The sequence below is a fragment of the Streptomyces araujoniae genome (assembly GCF_050871195.1).
Lineage (GTDB): Bacteria > Actinomycetota > Actinomycetes > Streptomycetales > Streptomycetaceae > Streptomyces > Streptomyces bacillaris.
This window is the reverse complement of sequence record NZ_CP194070.1, coordinates 499,566-520,122: the sequence shown is the minus strand read 5'-3', so window position 1 is coordinate 520,122 and position 20,557 is coordinate 499,566. Positions and strand designations below refer to the sequence as shown.

Here is a 20,557-nt window from a genome sequence, read left to right as displayed (position 1 = left end):
GCAGGCGTCGGGTCAGGCAGGAGTGTCCCGCTCGGTCGTCTCCCCGCGGATCACGCGGGGGGACGGCCGGGCGGGGCCGCCGTCCTCCTCCTTGAGCGCCTGCTTCTCGCTCTTGAGGATGCGCGCGGCCTTTCCGGCCGACCGCACGAGGTCGGGCAGCCGCTTCACGGCCAGCACCGCCACGATCACCAGGAGAAGGATGGTGAGTTCGCCGATCCCGAACATGATTGCCGCTTTCTCTGGGGAGGAACCGGCCCGGAGGCCGTCCGGCCCCTGACGGACCGGCAGAGTCGAACTGAACCTAGCCGAATCTACAGGCCTGTAGAGTATCCGCTCACGGGTTCTGTGATCAGGCTCCCCGTACAACCGCCTTTCAGGCCAGCCGTGTTCGGCGGGCCTCGGACGACCCGGGGAAGCAGGATGACGGACCGTACGGCGCGGACGCCGCGCCGCCGGCAGGCGTTGGCCGGACGCTGCCGGGAGATCACCGAGGCCCGCTGGTTCGCCGTCCTCGTCTTCGCCCTCATCCTCGCCAACGCGGCGGTCCTGGGCGTCGAGACCTACAGCGGCCTCGGCGACCGCTGGCGACTGGGCTTACGCACCACGGAATACGCCTTCCTCGCCGCGTTCACCGTGGAGATCCTGCTGCGCGCCGGAGCCCACGCCGACCGCCCCAAGGGCTTCTTCCGCGACCCGTGGAACGTCTTCGACCTCGTCGTGGTCCTCGCCGCGTTCCTGCCGGTCATCCGCGAGAACGCCACCGTGCTCCGGCTGCTGCGCCTCGCCCGCGTCCTGCGCGCCGCCCGCTTCCTGCCGCAACTGCGGATCATCCTGGTCGCCGTCGGCCGGAGCCTGCCGGGCACCGCCGGCTTCCTGCTCGTCGGGGGTCTGCTGCTCTACCTCTACGCCATGGTCGGCTGGATCTGCTTCTCGGCCGAGGACCCGGAACACTTCGGCTCGCTCGGCCGCGCGGTCCTGACCCTCTTCCTGCTGATGACCCTGGACGGTCTCGGTGACGCCGTGCGCGCGGGCCTGGAGATCTCCCGGTGGAGCATCCTCTACTACGCCTCGTACGTCCTGCTCGCCTCGTTCGTGCTGGTGAACGTGTTGATCGGGGTGGTGATCACCTCCCTGGACGAGGCCCGCTCCATGGAGGCGGACGAGGAGGCGGCCCGGCCCGCGGAGTTCCCGGCCGACGGGGCGCAGCCCTCGTACACCGGCGATCCCGTCCTGCTCCGCGCCCGCGTCGAGGTGGCCCGCCGCGCCCTGGACGACCTCGAACGGGCCCTGGCCGACGCCGCACCCGGGACCGGGCCCCCGGACCGGCCCACGGGCGCCGCCCGTACGGTGGCGTCCGGAGGCTGACCCGCTCCGGTACGGATCGCCTACCGGCGGCACGTCACCGAACCGTTCTCCCCCGCCCGAGCCGGCGGCCGGGCGCGCGTTGGGGCCTCGGGGCGGGGACGACGCGGAACGCGGTGTTGAGGACGTGGTCGATCACATCGCGCGAGGGCTTGTCCGTGAGGTCGGTGAGAAGACGGGCCAGGGTGTTCAGGAGGAACGGGGAGTTCATGACGTACCGGTTGAGCACCGGCTGGAACCCCGAGCGGCTGAAGACCATGTCGGCGGCCGCGTTGCCCAGGCGGTAGTGGCGGCCCCAGCGGTGGTGCATCTCCACCGGGTAGCCGCGCAGCACCTGTTCGCGGCGTGGGCCCTCCGGGTGGGCCAGGGCGAGCGCGGCGGCCTCGGCGGCGACCTCACCGGCCTCCAGCGCCTGGGCGATGCCCTCGCCGTTCCACGGGCTGACCATGCCGCCGGAGTCCCCGACCAGCAACAGCCCGCGCGCGTAGAGCGGATGGCGGTTGAAGCCGAGGGGCAGGGCGGCGCTGCGGACCGGGCCCTGCGCGTTCTCCTCGCGCAGCCCCCACTCCTCGGGCGTCCGGGCCAGCCACTGGTCGAGGGTGGCCCGCAGGTCCGCCTTGCCGTGCCGGCGGTGGGGGAGCGCGCCGAGCCCGACGTTGACCCGTCCGTCGCCCATCGGGAAGATCCAGCCGTAACCGGGGAGGTAGGGGCCGTGGTCGGGGAAGCGCAGATCGGCCCAGAGTTCCAGGTACTCCTCCTGGGAGCGTTCCGGGCTGTGGTAGTAGCGGCGGGCCGCGGTGGCGATCTGCCGCCGGGGGTCCCGTTCGAGCCCCAGCGCCAGGGCGAGCCGGGCGGAGGCCCCGTCGGCGGCGATGACGACCGGGGCGCGGAAGTCGACGGGCGTACGGGAGGAGGCTGTGGCGCCGGTGCCCGCCTGCGTGCGGGGACCGGACGGGCCGGGGGCGTCCGGTGAGCCCGGGGCATGCGGCGAGCCCGGCGTGTCCGGTGAGCCCGAGCGTGCGGCGACCCCCGTGACCCGGCCCGCCCGGTCCGTCAGCGGCGCCTCCGCCTTCCAGCCGCTGAAGAGCCGGGCCCCGGCCGCCACCGCGTGGCGCGCCAGGATGTCGTCGAAGTCGTGGCGGCTGCGCGAGAGCCCGAAGTCCGGGTAACGGCCGAGCGCGGGCCAGTCGATGTGCACCCGGTGCTCCCCGGCCACCCAGCGCATCCCGCGCGAACGGACCCAGCCGGGCGCCGAGATGTCGACGCCCATCCGGATGAGCTGGTGCACCGCGCGCGGGGTGAGGCCGTCGCCGCACACCTTCTCGCGGGGGAAGCGGGCCTTCTCCAGCAGGATCACGTCCACGCCCGCGCGCGCCAGGTGGTACGCGGCCGACGATCCGGCCGGTCCCGCCCCCACCACGATGACCTGGGCGTCCTCCCCCGCTCTCCCGGCCGTCCCGCCCGCCGCTGCCGGTTCCGGTGACAACTCCCGCATCACAACCCCTCCCACGGACGGCCGGTGCCTGCCGGGGGTGCCTGCCCCGGGCAACATCATCATCGGCCAGGAGGGGCCGCGACGGAACCAGGCCTCGCCCCCGTCGTGTACCCCCTCAGCCGCCGTCGCCCCGTGCCGCCGCCAGTGCGACCTGGTGCAGGGTGCGTCCCGTACGGGCGGAGCGGGCGTGGTACGGGTCCGGTGAGCCGGGCCTGTCCCGCACGGCGAGCCGGTCGGCGGCCTTGATCAGCAGCCACGCCTCCCGGCCGCCGCTCTCCGGCTCGTCGCCCACCCGGAAGCGGGTGAGCGCGAACTCGCCGTGCAGCTTGGAGCCGTGGAGCCGGAACGTGGCATGGCCGAGGGCCAGCGACTCCGCGAAGGGGAGCGCCCCGCCCCGCTGGTCGTGGCCGAGCGGCTCGTAGGTGCCCTGGTCCCAGACGATCACCGTGCCGCTGCCCGACTCGCCCTGCGGGATGACCCCCTCGAACTCGCGGTACTCCAGCGGGTGGTCCTCCGTCGCCACGGCAAGCCGCCGGTCGCTCGGGTTCTCCGACGGGCCGCGGGGGACCGCCCAGGACTTGAGTACGCCGTCGACCTCCAGGCGGAAGTCGAAGTGCAGGCGCCGCGCGTCGTGGATCTGCACGACGAAACAGGGGTGCGGTGCGCCGTCGGGCCGGGGCCCGGGTACGCCGTCGTTCCGCATGCCGTGCTCCCTCCGCCCGCACCGGCGGTCCCGCCGGGCTGTCCGGTGCAGCTCAGCCGTGCGGCCGGGCCGGTATCTCCACTCTGCCGCCGCCCCGAGGGAAGCGCACGGCGGGCCCGCCCGCCTTCAGGTGCATATGCCCATGACACGGTCCGTTCGCATTCCGGTCCGGACCAGGTTATTGACGGTTCCTGCGGCACTCCCTTAAATCAAGAAGTGAAATATGCGCCCGAGGCGTTCGCCCCAATCGTTCACCTCTCGGCGTCAACCTGTCATGCGCATGACTTCCTGCTCGTCTCCCCACGCCCCACCCACACGTCCCCCCACTCCCCCCACGGAGCGATGTGATGACCATGCACCGTTCGCACCTCCCTGCCCGCACGCACTCCCGGCGCCGCCGCACCGCCCTCTACGCGGCCTCCCTGCTCTGCTGCTCCGCCCTCCTCGCCACCCTGCCCGGCGGCGCCTCCGCCGCCCCCGCCCCGGCTCCCGCGCCGGCGGCCGTGGTCTTCGCCGACGAGTTCGACGGCCCGGCCGGCTCGGCGGTCGACGGGTCCAAGTGGCAGCTGGAGACCGGCGACAACGTCAACAACCACGAGCGGCAGTACTACACCGGGGGCAACAGCAACGCCGCCCTCGACGGCCAGGGCAACCTGGTGATCACCGCCCGCAAGGAGAACCCCGGCAACTACCAGTGCTGGTACGGCACCTGCGAGTACACCTCGGCCCGGCTCAACACGGCGGGCAAGTTCTCCGCGGCCTACGGACACGTCGAGGCCCGCATCAAGGTCCCGCGCGGCCAGGGCATGTGGCCCGCGTTCTGGATGCTGGGCGACGACTTCGGCAACGTCGGCTGGCCGCAGAGCGGCGAGATCGACATCATGGAGAACGTCGGCTTCGAACCCGGCACCGTCCATGGCACCCTGCACGGCCCCGGCTACTCGGGCGCCGAGGGAATCGGCGCCGGGTACACCCTGCCCGGCGGCGCCGCGTTCGCCGACGACTTCCACACCTTCGCCGTCGACTGGGCGCCCGACTCCATCACCTGGTCCGTCGACGGCAACGTATTCCAGCGGCGCACCCCCGCCGACCTGGGCGGCAAGGAGTGGGTGTTCAACAAGCCCTTCTTCCTCATCCTCAACCTCGCGGTCGGCGGCTTCTGGCCCGGCGACCCCGACGGCTCCACCCCCTTCCCGTCGCAACTCGTCATCGACTACGTCCGCGTGACGACGAACGACTGACGCGCGCCCGCCCGGCCGGCACCCGTCCCGGGCGGCCCCGAACGGTGGACGGCGGCAGAGGTGCTCCTGCCGCCGCCCACCCACCCCGGACGGAGGCCCCCGGCAGAAGCCCCCGACGGAAGAAGCGGAATAGCATGATCCCCATGGAACAGCGCACACTCGGCAGGACCGGCCGTGACGTCTCGGTCGTCGGACAGGGCACCTGGCAGCTCGGCGGTGACTGGGGAGAGGTCGAGGAGAGCGACGCCTTCGACGTCCTCGACGCGGCCGTCGACTCCGGCGTCACCTTCTTCGACACCGCGGACGTCTACGGAGACGGCCGCAGCGAACAGCTCATCGGCCGCTACCTCAAGAACCGCCCCGACGCGGACGTCTTCGTCGCCACCAAGATGGGCCGCCGCGCCGACCAGGTGCCGGAGAACTACGTCCTGGACAACTTCCGTACCTGGAACGACCGTTCCCGCGCCAACCTCGGCACCGACACCCTCGACCTCGTACAGCTGCACTGCCCGCCCAGCAGCGTCTACTCCACCGACGCCGTCTACGACGCCCTGGACACCCTGGTCGAGGAGCGGCGGATCGCCGCCTACGCCGTGAGCGTCGAGACCTGCGCCGAGGCGCTGACCGCCATCGCCCGCCCCGGCGTCGCGAGCGTGCAGATCATCCTCAACCCGTTCCGCCTCAAGCCCCTGGACGAAGTCCTTCCGGCGGCCGTCGCGGCGGGCGTCGGCATCATCGCCCGCGTCCCGCTCGCCTCCGGGCTGCTCTCCGGGAAGTACACGAAGGACACGGTCTTCGGCCCCGACGACCACCGTACGTACAACCGCCACGGCGAGGCGTTCGACCAGGGCGAGACGTTCTCCGGCATCGACTACGCGACCGGTGTCGCCGCCGCGGCCGAGTTCGCCGCACTGGCCCCCGAGGGCGCCACCCCCGCGCAGACCGCGCTGCGCTGGATCATCCAGCAGCCCGGCGTCACCAGCGTGATCCCCGGCGCGCGCTCGGTGGAACAGGCCCGTGCCAACGCGGCCGCCGCCGCTCTGCCGCCGCTGCCGCAGTCCACGCTGGACGCCGTACGGGAGCTGTACGACCGGTCGATCCGCCCGGAGGTCCACGACCGCTGGTGACCCGGGCCGACGGCGGAGGGGCGGGCGGGGCTCAGTCGTCCCGCTCGTCGTCCTCCCGCTCGTGCGAGTCCGGCCGCCCGTGGTCCTGCTCCCCCTGCCCACCGCTCCGGTCGTCCCCGCCGTCCTGTCCGCCCTGTCCGTCCTGGACGCCCTGTGAGGCCGGACCGGACGGCGCGGGGGAGGGGGTGTCGGCGGAGCTGGAGTCCGGAGAGAACAGGACCATCCCCAGATAGACCGCCGCCAGGAACGTCGCCGTACCGGCGATGGCGCTGGCCACCCTCGGCCGCCGCCGGATCGCCTCCCGCGTGGAGCGCCGGCGGGCCGGGGCCGACCGGGACGCGGTGCTGCGCCTGCGCCCCGTGGGCTGCGGCAGCCGGTAGGTCGAGGGGCCCGCGGGGGCGGGTGGCGCGGCCGCCGGAGACACGCGGGCCGGGGCGGTGGAACGGGTGGGGGAGGGGGCCCGGCGTGAGGCGGGCTTCGGCGCCGGGAGGGGCTCGGCGCGGCCGCGCCACGCGTCGGTGCGGAACCAGTCGGAGACCTGCTGCGCAGTGGGCCGCTCCTCGGGCTTCTTGGCCAGCAGACCGAGCAGATACGTGTCGAAGGCGGCCGATATGTCCACCCCGCGCTGCCGCAGCGGGACCGGCGGGGTGTCGACATGCTGATACAGCGTGGCGGTCGCGGTGTCGGACGTGAACGGCGGCTTCCCGAGCAGCAGTTGGTAGATGACACAGCCCAGGGAGTACATGTCGGACGCGGAGTCCGCCGTACGCCCCAGGGCCCGCTCGGGCGCCAGGTAGAGGCTGGTGCCCACGATGTGACCGGCCGTCGTCAGCGCGGTCGAGGGGTCGTCGACGAACTGGGCGATGCCGAAGTCGCCGATCTTCACCGAACCGTCCGCGTCCAGCATCAGGTTGCCCGGCTTGATGTCCCGGTGGACGATGCCCTGCCGGTGCGCGGCGGCGAGCCCGGCCGCCGCCTCGCCCGCGATCCGCGCGACCTGCTCGGGGTGGACCCGCTCCTGGGCGGCCAGCAGATCACCGAGGCTCTGCCCCTCCACCAGCTCCATCACCAGGAAGAACCGGTCCTCCCAGGCCCCGAAGTCGAAGACGGCCACCAGATGAGGGTGGCTGAGCCGGGCGGCGGTCTGGGCCTCCAACCGGAACCGGGCGGTCGCCGACGCGTCGGCCTGGTCCCCCAGCAGCAGCTTCACGGCCACGGCACGGCCCAGCACCTCGTCCGCCGCGCGCCAGACCTCGCCCATGCCGCCCCGGCCGATGGGGGATACCAACCGGTACCGACCAGCTACCAGCACCTGTTCACCTAACTCGAATCGTGGCCCGCTCCGACTGCCTGCCCACCGCGCGGCGACCTGCCCCGAGGGGCCCTGCACGGCGGAGTGAACGACATGATCAGGATATCGGTCCGCGGAGCCGTCGATGTCCCGACGGCCCAGCCTCGGACGACAGCTGACGCCCCGGCACGTTCAGGTCCCCGCGCCCGGTCCGCTCGGCCGGACGGGTTCCCCCGCGCCGCCCAGCAGCCAGCCGAACGCGGCCTCTGCCGTGAACGCCGACTGCCCCTGGGCGAACAGCAGATCCGCGGTCGCGAACGCCGGGTCGGAGGCGGTCGCGGGCACGTACGGGACGGCGATGCACCGCATCCCCGCCGCACGCGCGGCGGCGGCCCCCGGCGGCGCGTCCTCCAGCACCACGCAGTCGGCCGGCTCCGCCCCCATCCGCCGGGCCGCCTCCAGGAACACGTCGGGCTCCGGCTTCCCGTGCGCGACCTCCTCGGCGGAGACGTACAGCGGGATGTACGCGTCGAGCCCGGTGACCGAGAGCACCGCCCCGATCGCGGCCCGGGAGGAGCCGGAGGCGACCGCCATCGGCACCCCGGCGGCGTGCAGCCGCTCCACGAAGACCCGCATCTGCCCGAACACCTCGGTGGAGGCCCCGGCCAGCTCCAGATAGAGCGCGTTCTTCCCGGCGAGCAGTTCGTCCACCGAGGCGTCGATCCCGTACTCGGAACGCAGGGTCTCCAAGGTCTCCCGGGTGCCGATGCCGATGAACCGGGTGTGGTCCTCCCAGCCGAAGCCGGTCACCCCGTACCGGGCGAGCAGCCGCCGACCGGCCTCGTAGTAGTTCGGCTCGCTGTCCACCAGCGTTCCGTCGAGGTCGAAGATCACCTGGGGGCCGGGGTGTGAGGTCATGGCCCCAGCATGCCGCAGGGGGTGTCTCGGGCCGGGCGGGGGCGACGCGGCCCCGCCCGGAGCCTCACCCCTGCCCGCCCGCCGCCCGGCCGACGGACTCGACCAGCGGCAGCACCCGGTGCGCCACCCGCTCGCGCAGGGCCACGTCCGTACGGGTCCGGACGACGCCCGGGAGCTGGATCAGCCGCTGGATGACGTCCTCCAGGTGCCCGTTGTCCCGGGCCACGACCCGCGTGAGCAGATCCCCGCCGCCCGTGGTCGAGAAGGCCTCGATGATCTCGGGGACGGCCGCCAGCGCGTCCCCGACCTCCACCAGGTGCCCCTGGGTGACCTCCAGGTGGACGAAGGCGAGGACGGGGTGGCCGAGGGCGGCGGGGGAGACGGTGGGCCCGGTACCGGTGATGACCCCGTCCCGCTCCAGCCGGTCCAGCCGGGCCTGCAGCGTGCCCCGGGCCACCCCGAGGATGCGGGCGTACTCCCGCACGCTGGTGCGCGGCTGCTCGATCAGCAGCCGCAGGATCCGGGTGTCGAGCGCGTCCACGGCCATGGTCCGTCGGCCTCCTTCCGGTCCGGACGATACGGCTCCGACTGTACCGATGGCCCACTCGAAGGCCGGTCGACGTGACCGTCCGGCCGTTCGGCCGTCGAACGCGTACGGCTATGCTGCCGAGCCGGTGGAGCCGTGCGCCGGGGAAGACCCGGGGCGCGGCCGGTGAGAAGTGAGGGTCCGGCCCAGATGCCCACGTTCGTCCCCGTACTTCTGCCCGCCCTGAGCGCGGTCCTGATGGCCGTCGCCGGGATCCGAGACCAGACGGCACGGAAGCGCGGCGCGCCGGCGGCCGGAGAGCGTGGCCTTCTCCCGCTGGGATGGGCGGCCACGGGGGTGACGGCCCTCGCCGCGCTGGCCGGCTCGGTCGCCGGCGGCCTGGCCCAGGGGAACCTGCGCCCGGTCCTCCTGCTCATCAACGCGGTGTGGGGAATGCTCGCCCTGGTGGCGCTGGTGCGGCTGCTGCGCCGGACGCTCCGGACGGCCGAGGCCCTGGCGCTCGCCGTTCCCGTCGCCGTCTCCGCCTTCCTCGTCATGGGCGCGGTCCGCTAGGGCCTGTCGTCGGACTGCCGCCTGCCGTGCGACGCCCGGTCCTCGGGCCCGCCTCCTCTCCGCGCTGGTCCGTTGGCACCCTCCCGGCCGACGTGTCAAGGCGGTGAATGGACCATTGGCCCACCCCTTTCGCCCTCGTTTGATCCAAGGGCCCCCAGGATGCTCTGATGATGGTGTCGATGGCGCTGCGGACTTCCGCGGCGCCTTTTTCATGCCGAGCGCGCGGACCACCCGGGGCACCGGCCACCGGGGACGCGGAAGGGGAGCAGAGTGCTGAAGAGGGTCTTCGTCGCGCCGGACCCGGGGCGGGTGCGGCTGCGGTTCGCGAGCCGCGCCGTCGTCGGGGTCGGACTCGCGGTCGCGCTGTGCGGGCTGGTCGGGCACTCGCTCGTCGCGGCCATCACCGGTGGTCTCGCGGCGCTGCTCGCCCTCTTCACGGTCACCGACGCCACCGTGCGGCAGCAGGCCATCACGACCGCGCTGCTCCCGGCCGCCGGGCTCCCCGTCCTCGCCGTGGCCGCCGTGCTGCACGACCAGCCGCTCGCCCGTGACCTGGTCTTCCTCGCGGTCATGGGAGCGGGCGTCTACGCCCGGCGGTGGGGTCCGCGCGGCCACGCGCTGGGCGTCTTCGCGTTCATGACCTTCTTCGCCGCCCAGTTCCTGCACACGGTGCCGGGGCAGCTGCCCGAGCTGTACGCCGCCGTCCTGCTCTCCCTGGCCGCCGCCTCCGCCGTCCGCTTCGGCCTGTGGTGCTACGAGCGGCGGCTGCCCGCCGTGGCCGTCCCCGCGCCCCCGGAGGGCCGGGGGCTGGCCCGGATCACCACCCGGCAGGCGGTGCAGGCCACCCTGGGCGGCGCCTTCGCGCTGGGCCTGGGGCAGGTCCTCTCCGACCAGCGCTGGTACTGGGCCGTCGGCGCCACCTGGTGGGTGTTCGTCAACACCACCTCGCGCGGCGAGACCCTCGTACGCGGCTTCCGCCGGGTACTGGGCACCGTGATCGGCATCGCGGCCGGGTTCCTCGTCGCCATCCCGCTGGAGGGCGCCGGGGCGCCGACCGCCGCCATCGTCGCGGTCTGCGTCTTCGGGATCTTCTACACGGCCGCGGTCTCGTACAGCTGGATGATGTTCTTCGTCACCGTCATGGTCGGCGTGCTCTACGGGGTCCTGGGCGTCCTGGACGCCTCCCTGCTCTGGCTGCGGGTCGCGGAGACCGCCGTCGGCGCGCTCGGGGCCGTCCTCGCCGTGCTGCTGGTCCTGCCCGTCACGACCCACGCCGTCACCGACGCGTGGATCCGCAAGGCCCTGCGGTGCGTCCACGCCTGCACGGCCGAGGCCGCCGAACGCCTCGCCGGGTCCCTGGGCGCCGACCCGGCGCCGCGCGTCGCGGAACTCGACGTGCTCCTCGGCCGGGTCCGGCTCTCCCTCGCCCCGCTGGTGCACCCCCTCAGCCCGCTGAAGGCCCGCAAGGCGCGGGCGCGCCAGGTGCTGGCCCTGCTGGACGACTGCGTACGGGAGGTGCGCGGGCTCGCCTCCATCGCCGCCGACCCGGCCGCCTCGCACGACGCCCGGCTCTCGGCCGCCTGCTCCCGGGTCGAGGATGCGGTGGAGGAACTGCTGCGCCAGGAGAACCGCCAGGCGCGGGAGGCCGAGCGCGCCGCGGTGCAGCCCGCCGCCGCGGACCACCCCGCCCTGGCCCACCTGCACGGCCTGGAGCGCGCCCTGGGCGACCTCGCCGCACCCCTGCACAGCTCGCCCCGGGCCCCGATCGCGGCCTGAGGCCGCACGCTCCGGCTGCCGCCCGGCCATCCCGCGAGATTGGTCCAGACCTGAGAGGGCCGCCTGCTACCGTCGGCCTGGAGATCACGGCGACGGTGAAGTGGGGTAGTGCGATGGGCGGCAGCAGCACCGGGCGGGCATTCATGGGGTCGTTCACCTCGGCGGGCGGCCTCGGCGTCACCGTCGCGGAGGTCGACCGCGACACCGGGGCGCTCACCGTGCTCGGCTCGTCGGACGCCGTCCCCGACCCCTCGTTCCTCGCCCTCGCGCCGGGCGGAGCGGTCCTCTACGCGGTCGGCGAGAGCGCCCCCGGGTCGGCGGCCGCCTTCGACGTCAGCGGCGACGCACCGGCCCTCCTCGGCCCCGTACGCCCGGTCGACGCCGACGGTCCCACCCACCTCGCCCTCGCCGCGGACCACCTGCTCACCGCCAACTACGGCTCCGGCAGCGTCACCGTCCTGCCCGTCCTCCCCGACGGCTCCCTCGGCCCGGTCTCCTCGGTCGTCCGGCACGAGGGCAGCGGACCCGACAGCGAGCGCCAGGAGGGGCCGCACGCGCACCAGGTGCTGGCCGACCCCTCCGGCCGCTGGGTGGTGAGCGTGGACCTCGGCACCGACTCGGTACGGGTCGGCGCCCTGGACCCCGCCACCGGCACCCTGCAGCCGCACGGCGAGACCGCCCTGCGCCCGGGCACCGGCCCCCGCCACCTGGCCTTCCACCCCTCGGGCCGCCACGCCTACGTCCTCAACGAACTGGACCCGACCCTCACCGTGTGCCGCTGGGACGCCGGTGCGGGCCGCCTGGAGCCGCTGGAGGAGGTGCCGGTGCTGCCCGACTCCGACCCCTCCGCCCACTCCGAGGACGGCTCGCCGCTCACCTATCCGTCCGAGGTGGCCGTCGCCCACGACGGGCGCTTCCTGTGGACCGCCAACCGGGGCCACGACAGCATCTCGGTGCTCACCCTCGACGAGAGCGGCGAGAAGGCCGCGCTGGTGGCCACCGTCGGCTGCGGCGGCCACTGGCCCCGCGACCTCACCCTCGACCCGAGCGGCCAGTGGCTGTACGCGGCCAACGAGCGCTCCGGGAACGTCAGCTGGTTCGCCGTGGACGCCGAGACGGGCATCCCGCGTCAGGCGGGCTCCGTGGAGGTCCCGGCGGCCTCCTGCGTCGTCTTCGGCTGACCCGGGGCGCACCCACCGCGCACCGGAGAAGGCCGGCCCGGCCCGGATCCTGGAAGGCCGGTCGGGGCCGGACCGGGGAAGGCCGGTCGGGGTCGGATCTGGGAAGGCCGGTCCGGCGCGTGCCTCGAAAGACGCCGCTCGGCGGGGGTGATGGTGCCGGCCGGGGGCCGCTTCGGGGGCGTGTCTGCGAAGGCCGCTCCGGGGCCCTGTGAACGCACGGAAGGCCGCGGTCCGGAACGGGAGGACCTCCTCCGTTCCGGACCGCGGCCTTCCGTACGTCCCCGTGCCGCCTCCGTGCACCCGGGCCGGTGGACCCGGGTCAGAGCGCCTGGGCGCCCTGCGGCGTCGCGGGCGTGATGCCGAGCGCCGTGGCGTACAGCGAGAGCACGAGCTTGCCGATCGCCGGGTAGGCGCCCAGCGGCTCGGCGGTCGCGCAGCCCGCCTCCTTGGCGGCGGCGTCCAGCAGACCGGGGTCCACCTCCGGGCCCACCAGGTACGGTGCCAGCGCGAGCTGCGCGGAACCGGAGTTCTGGAGCTGCTCCGCGATCGAGGCGACCGAACCCTCCACGTCCAGCGCGGCGGCCATCACGGGCACGGCGAGCCGGGCGGCCAGCAGCATGCCGGTGATCCCGGCGGCCCGCACGGCCTCCTCGCCGCCCACCGTGGCCAGCACGATGCCGTCGGCTGCGGTGGCCACCGTGAACAGCCGCGCCCGGTCGGCGCGGGCGAGACCGGCCTCCGACAGCCGTACGTGGAGGGCCTCGGCGAGCAGCGGGTGCGGACCGAGCACGTCGGTCAGCTCCACCTGCGTACCGCTGTCCATCACGGCCTGCCGTATCCGCCGGATCAGCTCACTGTCCGGACCCGCCAGCAGCGGGACCACGACGGCGGCCGCACCGGTCGGTTCGGCGACCTCGCGGCCTGCGGCGACGGCCTGCTCGTACCGGGCGACGCGTTCGGCGGCGCTGTGGGCGAGAACGGAGGAGAGCGTGGGGTACTCGGCGTCGTCACCGTCGAGGTAGCCGATCCGGGCGTTGAGGCCGGGCAGCTCGGAACGGGCGATGCTGATCACCTCTTCGGCCAGCGTGCGCGTGGCCGAGGAGGGGGTACCGGGAACGGCGAGAACGAGCGCGGCAGCGCCCTCGGGTGCGACCACCGGCTCCGGGCGGCGGTGCCGTCCGGACTGGCGAGGTCGCGGCATTCGTACAGGCAGGCCGGAAGCGGGCCCAGTGGGGGTGCTCATGGCGCCGCATGCTACTGGTTTTGGCTGCCCCTCTGTTCGGGGAGGGTCCGGTCGAGCGTTAACTATCCGCTTATGTCCGATGAGTGGCCTACCGGTGAAGTGTCCGTTTCTGTCGCCCTGTCCGTCCCCGGCGGCCGCCCGCTACGAAGCCCCGTGCGCCGGTACGCCGTCGGGTCCGGGTCCTCCGTTCCGCGCCGTCGTCGCCGCGCACCCGGAAGAGGCGCTTCCGTTCTGTGTGTTCTGTACGGACAGCATCGTGGGATGGTGCGGCAGACGCAGGTCGTCCGTCGCCAGCGCGCGTGCGATCCGGAGTGCGCCGGTCAGCGGATCGCCCGTACCGGTGGTCACCCGGGCCTGCGGAACCAGCCGTGCCAGCTCCTCGCGCACGGGGCCGATCAGGGGCTCGCCCATCCGGAACAGGCCACCGGTCAGGGCCACTTCGCATCCGCCGTCGGCCTCGGCGCCATCCTTCGGGCAGACGGCCGCCGCCGCTTCGGCGATATGGACGCCCGCCCTCCGCAGAATCTCCGCCGCGATCGCGTCCGCTCCGGCGCACGCCGCCACCTCCGGGGCGAACGAGGCGAGCACCGCCGGGCGGTCCGAGCGAGGGTAGAGCAGCCCCGGCAGCTCCTCGGCGGGGCCGAACACCGCCCGCAGCCGGTCCAGCAGGGCGGGGGACCCGCCGCGTCGGCCGTCATGGGCCCGCATCGCCGCTTCGAGCCCCGCGCGACCGATCCACGCACCGCTGCCGTTGTCACCCAGAAGATGACCCCAGCCGTCGGCCCGCCGCCACTCGACGAGGTCCGTACCGAGGGCGATCATGCCCGTGCCGCCCGCCACGACCGCCCCGGGGCGCTGGCCCACCGCCCCCGCGTACGCCGTCACCGCGTCCGCCGCCAGCGCCAGCCGGCGGACGCCCAGCGCTGCCGAGAGCGCCCCGGGCAGCTCCGCCCGCAACCGCCCGCCGAGGGTGGCCATCCCGGCCGCCCCGACCGCCAGCGCGGCGACCCGCACGGAGCCGTCCCGTGTCGGACCGGACGCCGTAGGCCCTTCTCCGGCAGGGCCGTTCGCCGGGCGGCCGCCGCCGGCCGCCGCCCGTTCCAGCAACTCCGCCGCCACCGGAAGCAGTTGCTCCAGCAGATGGGCGGCGTCGATCCCACCGGTCCCCGTCCGCACCGGCTCGGCGCAGACGGCCGTGGACAGCGCCCCGTCCGAACCCGCCCGGCCGAGCGCCACCCGCAGCCCCGACCCACCGGAGTCCACCCCCAGGACATACGCGTCGGGGGTGGTCGCCGGAGGACGGGCGTCGGTCACGGAAGACGCCAGTCGACCGGCTGCGCCCCCTGGCGCTCCAGCAGTTCGTTGACCCGGCTGAACGGCCGCGAGCCGAAGAACCCGCGGTCCGCCGACATGGGCGAGGGGTGCGCCGACTCGATCGCCGGGAAGTCGCCCAGCTGCGGGCGGAGATTGCGGGCGTCGCGTCCCCACAGCACCGAGACCAGCGGGGTGCCCCGGGCCACCAGCGCCTTGATCGCCTGCTCGGTCACCTCTTCCCAGCCCTTGCCCCGATGGGCGGCGGGACGCCTCGGCGCGGTGGTCAGCGCCCTGTTGAGCAGCAGCACCCCCTGCTTGGTCCACGGCGTCAGATCACCGTTGGACGGGCGGGGCAGGCCGAGGTCCGCGTTCAGCTCCCGGAAGATGTTCTCCAGGCTGCCCGGCAGCGGCCGGACATCCGGGGCCACGGCGAAGCTCAGCCCGATCGCGTGCCCGGGAGTGGGGTAGGGGTCCTGCCCGACGACGAGGACCCGCACCTCCTCGAACGGCTGCTGGAACGCCCGCAGTACGTTGGCCCCGGAGGGCAGATACGTACGGCCCGCCGCGATCTCCGCACGGAGGAAGTCGCCCATGGCGGCGATGCGTTCGGCCACGGGCTCGAGGGCATCGGCCCATCCCGGCTCAATGATTTCTTTCAACGGTCGTGCTGCCACGCGCCGCACTCTACTGGTGATACGACCACTCCGATGAACTGCCGCCGGCCGACGTCCCCCGCCCCGCGCCCGGTCTCAGTCCAGGGTCACCGCCCGGACGCAGAGCACGTCCGGCAGATGCGAGGCCAGCTGCTGCCAGCTGTCGCCGTCGTCCGCGCTCGCGTACAGCTCCCCGTTGCGGTTGCCGAAGTAGATCCCCGCCGGGTCCGCGTCGTCCGTGCAGAGCGCGTCCCGCAGCACCGTCCCGTAGTGCGCGCCACCCGGCAGACCCACCGTCAGCGGCTCCCAGGTGCGCCCCGCGTCACGGGTGCGGAAGACCCGGCAGCGGTGCTCCGCCGGGACCCGGTCGGCGTCGGCGTTGATCGGGAAGACGTACGCGGTGTCGCCCCGGTGAGGATGCGCCACGGCGGCGAACCCGAAGTCGGAGGGCAGGCCCGCACCGATGTCGCTCCAGCTGTCGCCCCCGTCGTCGCTGCGGAACACCCCCCAGTGGTTCTGGAGGTAGAGCCGGTCCGGGTCGGCCGCGTCCCGGGTGACCTTGTGGACGCACTGGCCGAACTCCGGGTCCGGATCCGGCAGGAAGACCGCGGAGACGCCCTTGTTCGCCGGCTCCCAGCTCTCCCCGCCGTCCTTTGTCCGGAACACCCCCGCCGTCGAGACCGCGACCGTCACCGCGCGGGGGTCCCGACGGTCGGTGAGGATGGTGTGCAGCCCCTCCCCGCCGCCGCCCGGCACCCACTTCGACCGGGTCGGATGCTCCCAGAGCGGGCGGACCAGCTCGAACGACTCGCCCCGGTCCTCGGAGCGGAACAGCGCGGCGGGCTCAGTGCCCGCGTAGACCACGTCCGGTGCCTCGGGACCGGCCGGCTGCAACTGCCAGACCCGCTCCAGCGAGGCTCCGGTGAACTCGGGGAACTTCACCGCGGGCCGCCGGGGCTCGACCCAGCTCTCGCCCAGATCGTCGGAATGGAAGACGGACGGCCCCCAGTGCGCGCTGTCGCCGCCCGCCAGCAGGCGGGGGGTGTCCCCACGGGTGTCGACGGCGACCGAATACACCGCCTGCGCGTTGAAGTGCGGGCCCTCGATCTTCCAGTTCCCCGCGCGCCTGCGGCCGATGAAGAGACCTTTGCGCGTGCCCACGGTGAGCAGTACGTCGGTCATGGTCGAGACCTCCCGAAACGCCGTTGTGCCGGATGTGAGCCAGTCTGCACCCGACCACTGACAGCGGCTCGCGCACGCGCCCGGCCCGCCCGTCACCGCCCCGGCGGAACGTCCTGCCGCACCCGCCGGAACGTCCTGCCGCACGCGGCACCCTTGACCGCCGTGCGGCGGCGGACCTAGCGTTCAACCGCGTAGAAAGCGCTTGCTGAAGCTAGGGGCTCCGGAGCCTCGCGGCCCTGCGGTGGCCCGGTCGGGCCCCTGGTCGCCCCCGAGACCCTGGAGCATCCGTGGTGACCTTCGAAGGACTGCCCGGCGCCGTCGCCGTCTCGCATCTGACCGTCTACGACTGGCCCGCCGCCGACGGGCTGCGCGGCGGCACCCCGCATCTGCACCTCACCTGCTCCGAGGGATACGTCGTCATCGGCGGCACCGGCTCCGTGCAGACCCTCACCACCACCGGCTTCCGGCAGACGCCCCTGGCGCCCGGGGCGCTCGTCTGGTTCACCCCGGGCACGATCCACCGGCTGGTCAACGACGGCGGGCTCCGCGTCGTCGTGCTCATGCAGAACAGCGGGCTGCCGGAGGCCGGGGACGCCGTCCTCACCCTGCCGCCCGCCCTCCTCACCGGCCCCGAGGTCTACGGCGCGGCCGCCGCCCTGCCCCAGGACGGCGCGGAAGCCGAACGCGAGCGGGCGGCCCGGGCCCGGCGCGACCTCGCCGTGACGGGGTTCCTCGCCCTGCGCGACGCGGCGGAGGCGGGCGATCCGGAGCCCCTCGCCGCGTTCCACCGGGCCGCCGCCGCGCTCGTCCGCCCGCGCACCGAGGAGTGGCGCACCCGCTGGGAGCGGGGGGCCGCCCTGGCCGCCGCCGCGACCGCCCACCAGCTCGACGTGCTGGAGCGCGGCGAGGGGGACCACCTGGCCGGGGCCCGGGTGCACGAGCGGAGGCCGGTGGTCCGGGGACGGTTCGGGATGTGCGGCCGGCTGGACGTCTACCGGGTCTGAGCCCGCCCGCGCCACCGGATTCCCCTGGTCACGGCCGGTTCGGGGATCTCCGGCGCTGCTGCGATGCTGGAGCGGCAGACACCGACAGGGAGCGCACGATGACGGCAGGCAGCGGGTTCACGTTCACGGACGCCGGGAACCACGACGTACCGGTGGCGGTGGGGGTCGCACCGGCCCCGGGGGAGACCGGGGCCGGTGCCCGTGTCTCCGTGACGCTGTCGCAGGCGACCTCGCCGCCGGCACCCTCGTCGCTCCCGTCGCCGTCCCCGGGCGGGCTGCGCTGGTCGTGCACCCCGGCGGCGGCCCGGGAGCTGGCCGCCGCGCTCGTCCGGGCGGCCGAGGAGGCGGAGAACGCGTCCGCCGGGAAACCCGTCACCGTCCGGGCGGACGAACTGCGCCGCGGTGACGTACGCGACGGGGAGCGCCCCATGACCGTGGACGGCGCGAGGACCGACGGCTCCACGGCCCACATCACCTGGAAGTCCGCCGAGGGCCGGACCTGGACCCAGAGTTACGACGTCAACACCGCGATCACGCTCAGGCGCCGGCTTCCCGGCACCCGCTGACCCGCTCGGCCGCAGGTCCGCCCGCCGACGCGCCCCGGGAGGGGGCGGCTCCGGCCTCCGGGGCGCGCACGCCCTCGATAGGCTGGCCGCGATGTTCACCAAACAGGGCCCCACCCTCCGCGAACTGGCCGTCCAGGCGCTCTCGTCGACCGAGCGCGGTTACGACCTCCTCGCCCCCAAGTTCGACCAGACGCCCTACCGGACCCCGGACCGCGTACTCGACAGCGTCACCCGGGCGTTGGAGCCGCTGGGCCCCTTCGGTACAGGCCTCGACGTCTGCTGCGGCACCGGCGCGGGCGTGGGCGTGCTGCGGCAGGTGTGCCGGGAGCGGGTGGTCGGGGTCGACTTCAGCGCGGGCATGCTCGCCGAGGCCCGTGCGGCGCTGCCGCCGGGGGAGGGCGGACCGGCGGTCGACTGGGTACGGGCCGACGCCCTGGCCCTGCCGTTCGCCCCGGGCTTCGATCTCGCCCTGAGCATCGGCGCGTTCGGTCATTTCCTGCCCGCCGACCGCTTCGGGCTCTTCGCGGAGGTGTACGGATCGCTCCGGCCGGGCGGCCGGTTCGTCTTCCCGATCGGGGCCCCGCCCGCCGTGGGGTCACGCGCCTACTGGTCGCTCCTCGGCTTCGACGCGGCGATGCGGGTGCGCAACGCCGTGTGGCGACCGAAGTTCATCATGTACTACCGCACGTTCCGGCTCTCCGACGTGCTCGACGACCTCACCGACGCCGGATTCACCGTGGAGTTGAGGGCCCTGGCCGACCTGGGGCAGCGCCCCGACGGCGCCCCGCGGGCCCGCCTCGTGGTGGCGACCCGCGAGTGAGGCCGGGGTTTTCGTCCTGGCGCCTCAGGGAACCTTCACCGCCCTGAGGCGCCCTCAGGCGGCGGGCCCTCGGCGCTCCTCGCCCCGGGCCGCCGCCAACAGCCCCGACCAGTCGGGGATCTTCACCGGCCCCCGCCCCAGCGAACGCCCCAGGGCCTCCTCCGCCCGCTCGATCGAGAGCCAGCCGTCCCACTCCACCGGCCGCTGCCCCCACGCCCGCAGCACGGCCAGCGGGTCGTCGGCGGCGGGCCGCCGGGCCAGCAGGGGCGCGTCCTCGATCAGCGATTCGACGGTCTCCCTGGCGCAGGACCGGTTCGGCCCGATCACCCCGGTCGGCCCCCGCTTGATCCACCCGGCGACGTACTCCCCGGGGGTGGGCACCCCGTCCCGCAGCACCCGCCCCGCCGCGTGCGGCACCGTCCCGCGCACCGGGTCGAAGGGCAGCCCGGGCAGCTCCACGCCCCGGTAGCCGACCGCCCGCAGCACCAGCTGGGCCTCGACGTCCTCGTACGTTCCCGTGTCCCGTACGCCCCCGGCGCCGTCCGGGACCGTACGGGCGAACCGCACCCCCGCCACCCTGCCCCCGCGTTCCAGCAGCTCGACCGGGCGCAGGAAGAACCGCAACCGGATCCGGCGCACGCCGTCGTACGCGGCACCGCACGCCCCGTACGCGGCTTCGGACGGCCCGTACGCGGCACCGGATGGTCCGCACGCGGCACCGGATGGTCCGCACGCGGCTTCGGACGGCCCGTAGGCCATCTCGGACGGCCCGTACGCCGTCCCGGAGGACGCGGGCTCTCCCCGTACCGCCCAGCCGCGCAGTACCTCCAGGTTCCGCCGGACCACCGCCGGCAGCGGCAGCCCGTCCGGGGCCGCGTACGCCGGGTCGCGCGCCAGCTCCGCCGGGTCGACGACGGTCCGGGCGCCGGGCAGCGCGCCCAGTTCCCGCAACTCCTTGGTGGTGAACCGGGCCTGGGAGGGGCCGCGGCGCCCCACGATGTGCACCTCGCGCACCCGGCTGCCCGCGAGCGCCCCGAGCGCGGCCCGGGGGACGTCGGTGGCGCGCAGCTCGTCGGCACCGCGCGCCAGGATCCGGGCCACGTCGACCGCCACGTTGCCCACCCCGATCACCACGGCCGAGCGGGCCCGCAGGGCGAAGTCGTCGGGGGCGGAGTCCGGATGAGCGCTGTACCAGGAGACGAACCGGGTGGCGGAGCAACTCCCCGGCAGCTCCTCGCCCGGCACCGCCAGCGGCCGGTCGGCGGCGGCCCCGACGCAGTAGACGACCGCGTGGTACAGCTCCGCGAGGCGGGCCGGAGGGACGCCGTCCGCTCCGCCGATCCGCACATGGCCGACGAAGGTGACCCGCTCGTCCTCCAGGACCGCGCGCAGGCTGTTCTGGAGCGACTTGATCTTCTCGTGGTCGGGCGCCACCCCGTACCGCACCAGGCCGTACGGGGTGGGCAGCCGGTCCAGGACATGGACGCGGACCTCGGGCACGAGCGACTGGTTCAGCAGGGCCTGGGCGGTGTAGACCCCGCTGGGACCGGAACCGACGACGGCGACTCGCAGCACGGCGCAC

At 74.4% G+C, this 20,557-nt stretch carries 20 protein-coding genes; 9 read left to right on the top strand and 11 right to left on the bottom strand.

Annotated elements, in window-relative coordinates; all coding sequences use genetic code 11:
* Window positions 1–12: 12 nt before the first annotated feature.
* Entirely contained in the window at window positions 13–225 is a 213-nt protein-coding gene (locus tag ACQ9ZG_RS02130; RefSeq protein ID WP_084996555.1) for a twin-arginine translocase TatA/TatE family subunit, read from the bottom strand.
* Window positions 226–420: 195 nt separating this feature from the next.
* Here ACQ9ZG_RS02130 and ACQ9ZG_RS02125 point away from each other — a divergent pair, with 195 nt between their 5' ends.
* On the top strand, window positions 421–1,365 hold the full coding sequence (locus ACQ9ZG_RS02125) for an ion transporter (RefSeq protein ID WP_499279741.1): 945 nt from the start codon (window positions 421–423) through the stop codon (window positions 1,363–1,365).
* 34 nt (window positions 1,366–1,399) lie between these two features.
* On the opposite strand, the gene ACQ9ZG_RS02120 is transcribed toward ACQ9ZG_RS02125, so the two are convergent.
* On the bottom strand, window positions 1,400–2,857 hold the full coding sequence (locus ACQ9ZG_RS02120) for an FAD-dependent oxidoreductase (RefSeq protein WP_499279740.1): 1,458 nt from the start codon (window positions 2,855–2,857) through the stop codon (window positions 1,400–1,402).
* A gap of 115 nt (window positions 2,858–2,972) precedes the next feature.
* Window positions 2,973–3,560 (bottom strand): DNA polymerase ligase N-terminal domain-containing protein, encoded by a 588-nt coding sequence (locus tag ACQ9ZG_RS02115; RefSeq protein ID WP_109916877.1) that lies wholly within the window; start codon window positions 3,558–3,560, stop codon window positions 2,973–2,975.
* A gap of 347 nt (window positions 3,561–3,907) precedes the next feature.
* Here ACQ9ZG_RS02115 and ACQ9ZG_RS02110 point away from each other — a divergent pair, with 347 nt between their 5' ends.
* Together ACQ9ZG_RS02110 and ACQ9ZG_RS02105 are read left to right on the top strand one after the other, a co-directional pair.
* Window positions 3,908–4,801 carry a glycoside hydrolase family 16 protein gene (locus tag ACQ9ZG_RS02110; protein WP_028418808.1) on the top strand — a complete coding sequence of 298 codons (894 nt, stop codon included), beginning with the start codon at window positions 3,908–3,910 and terminating at the stop codon, window positions 4,799–4,801.
* Between the two features lie 134 nt (window positions 4,802–4,935).
* Entirely contained in the window at window positions 4,936–5,928 is a 993-nt protein-coding gene (locus ACQ9ZG_RS02105; protein WP_099218608.1) for an aldo/keto reductase, read from the top strand.
* Window positions 5,929–5,959: 31 nt separating this feature from the next.
* Here ACQ9ZG_RS02105 and ACQ9ZG_RS02100 read toward each other — a convergent pair whose 3' ends face one another.
* From ACQ9ZG_RS02100 to ACQ9ZG_RS02090, 3 genes are all read right to left on the bottom strand, one after another.
* Window positions 5,960–7,240 carry a serine/threonine-protein kinase gene (locus ACQ9ZG_RS02100; RefSeq protein WP_499279739.1) on the bottom strand — a complete coding sequence of 427 codons (1,281 nt, stop codon included), beginning with the start codon at window positions 7,238–7,240 and terminating at the stop codon, window positions 5,960–5,962.
* 171 nt (window positions 7,241–7,411) lie between these two features.
* Window positions 7,412–8,137 (bottom strand): HAD family hydrolase, encoded by a 726-nt coding sequence (locus ACQ9ZG_RS02095; protein WP_499279738.1) that lies wholly within the window; start codon window positions 8,135–8,137, stop codon window positions 7,412–7,414.
* 64 nt (window positions 8,138–8,201) lie between these two features.
* Window positions 8,202–8,684 carry an Lrp/AsnC family transcriptional regulator gene (locus tag ACQ9ZG_RS02090; protein ID WP_028418804.1) on the bottom strand — a complete coding sequence of 161 codons (483 nt, stop codon included), beginning with the start codon at window positions 8,682–8,684 and terminating at the stop codon, window positions 8,202–8,204.
* Between the two features lie 189 nt (window positions 8,685–8,873).
* Here ACQ9ZG_RS02090 and ACQ9ZG_RS02085 point away from each other — a divergent pair, with 189 nt between their 5' ends.
* The 3 genes from ACQ9ZG_RS02085 to ACQ9ZG_RS02075 all read left to right on the top strand — a co-directional run bounded on the left by ACQ9ZG_RS02085 (window position 8,874) and on the right by ACQ9ZG_RS02075 (window position 12,193).
* Window positions 8,874–9,236 carry a hypothetical protein gene (locus ACQ9ZG_RS02085; RefSeq protein WP_109917397.1) on the top strand — a complete coding sequence of 121 codons (363 nt, stop codon included), beginning with the start codon at window positions 8,874–8,876 and terminating at the stop codon, window positions 9,234–9,236.
* A 270-nt stretch (window positions 9,237–9,506) separates the two neighbouring features.
* On the top strand, window positions 9,507–11,012 hold the full coding sequence (locus ACQ9ZG_RS02080; RefSeq protein ID WP_499279737.1) for an FUSC family protein: 1,506 nt from the start codon (window positions 9,507–9,509) through the stop codon (window positions 11,010–11,012).
* 113 nt (window positions 11,013–11,125) lie between these two features.
* Entirely contained in the window at window positions 11,126–12,193 is a 1,068-nt protein-coding gene (locus ACQ9ZG_RS02075; RefSeq protein ID WP_109917119.1) for a lactonase family protein, read from the top strand.
* A gap of 319 nt (window positions 12,194–12,512) precedes the next feature.
* Here ACQ9ZG_RS02075 and ACQ9ZG_RS02070 read toward each other — a convergent pair whose 3' ends face one another.
* The 4 genes from ACQ9ZG_RS02070 to ACQ9ZG_RS02055 form a co-directional block, all read right to left on the bottom strand.
* The gene (locus tag ACQ9ZG_RS02070) at window positions 12,513–13,436 is read right to left on the bottom strand and encodes a sirohydrochlorin chelatase (protein ID WP_078507816.1); all 924 of its coding nucleotides are present in this window, start codon (window positions 13,434–13,436) and stop codon (window positions 12,513–12,515) included.
* A gap of 141 nt (window positions 13,437–13,577) precedes the next feature.
* The gene (locus ACQ9ZG_RS02065; RefSeq protein ID WP_499279736.1) at window positions 13,578–14,750 is read right to left on the bottom strand and encodes an N-acetylglucosamine kinase; all 1,173 of its coding nucleotides are present in this window, start codon (window positions 14,748–14,750) and stop codon (window positions 13,578–13,580) included.
* On the bottom strand, window positions 14,747–15,424 hold the full coding sequence (locus ACQ9ZG_RS02060) for a uracil-DNA glycosylase (RefSeq protein WP_109917359.1): 678 nt from the start codon (window positions 15,422–15,424) through the stop codon (window positions 14,747–14,749). The genes ACQ9ZG_RS02065 and ACQ9ZG_RS02060 overlap by 4 nt, the downstream gene beginning before the upstream one ends.
* 75 nt (window positions 15,425–15,499) lie before the next feature.
* Window positions 15,500–16,585 carry a WD40/YVTN/BNR-like repeat-containing protein gene (locus ACQ9ZG_RS02055; RefSeq protein WP_084996567.1) on the bottom strand — a complete coding sequence of 362 codons (1,086 nt, stop codon included), beginning with the start codon at window positions 16,583–16,585 and terminating at the stop codon, window positions 15,500–15,502.
* Between the two features lie 287 nt (window positions 16,586–16,872).
* Between ACQ9ZG_RS02055 and ACQ9ZG_RS02050 the strand changes: the two genes are divergently transcribed.
* The 3 genes from ACQ9ZG_RS02050 to ACQ9ZG_RS02040 all read left to right on the top strand — a co-directional run bounded on the left by ACQ9ZG_RS02050 (window position 16,873) and on the right by ACQ9ZG_RS02040 (window position 18,975).
* Complete coding sequence (locus ACQ9ZG_RS02050; RefSeq protein WP_499279735.1) at window positions 16,873–17,589, top strand: cupin domain-containing protein; 717 nt, start codon at window positions 16,873–16,875, stop codon at window positions 17,587–17,589.
* A 98-nt stretch (window positions 17,590–17,687) separates the two neighbouring features.
* Complete coding sequence (locus tag ACQ9ZG_RS02045; protein WP_499279734.1) at window positions 17,688–18,155, top strand: hypothetical protein; 468 nt, start codon at window positions 17,688–17,690, stop codon at window positions 18,153–18,155.
* A gap of 91 nt (window positions 18,156–18,246) precedes the next feature.
* Window positions 18,247–18,975: a class I SAM-dependent methyltransferase gene (locus ACQ9ZG_RS02040; protein ID WP_109914137.1), complete on the top strand. Its 729-nt coding sequence runs from the start codon at window positions 18,247–18,249 to the stop codon at window positions 18,973–18,975.
* Between the two features lie 54 nt (window positions 18,976–19,029).
* Here the strand turns inward: ACQ9ZG_RS02040 and ACQ9ZG_RS02035 are convergent, their stop codons facing one another.
* Complete coding sequence (locus ACQ9ZG_RS02035; RefSeq protein ID WP_499279732.1) at window positions 19,030–20,550, bottom strand: FAD-dependent oxidoreductase; 1,521 nt, start codon at window positions 20,548–20,550, stop codon at window positions 19,030–19,032.
* Window positions 20,551–20,557 lie beyond the last annotated feature (7 nt).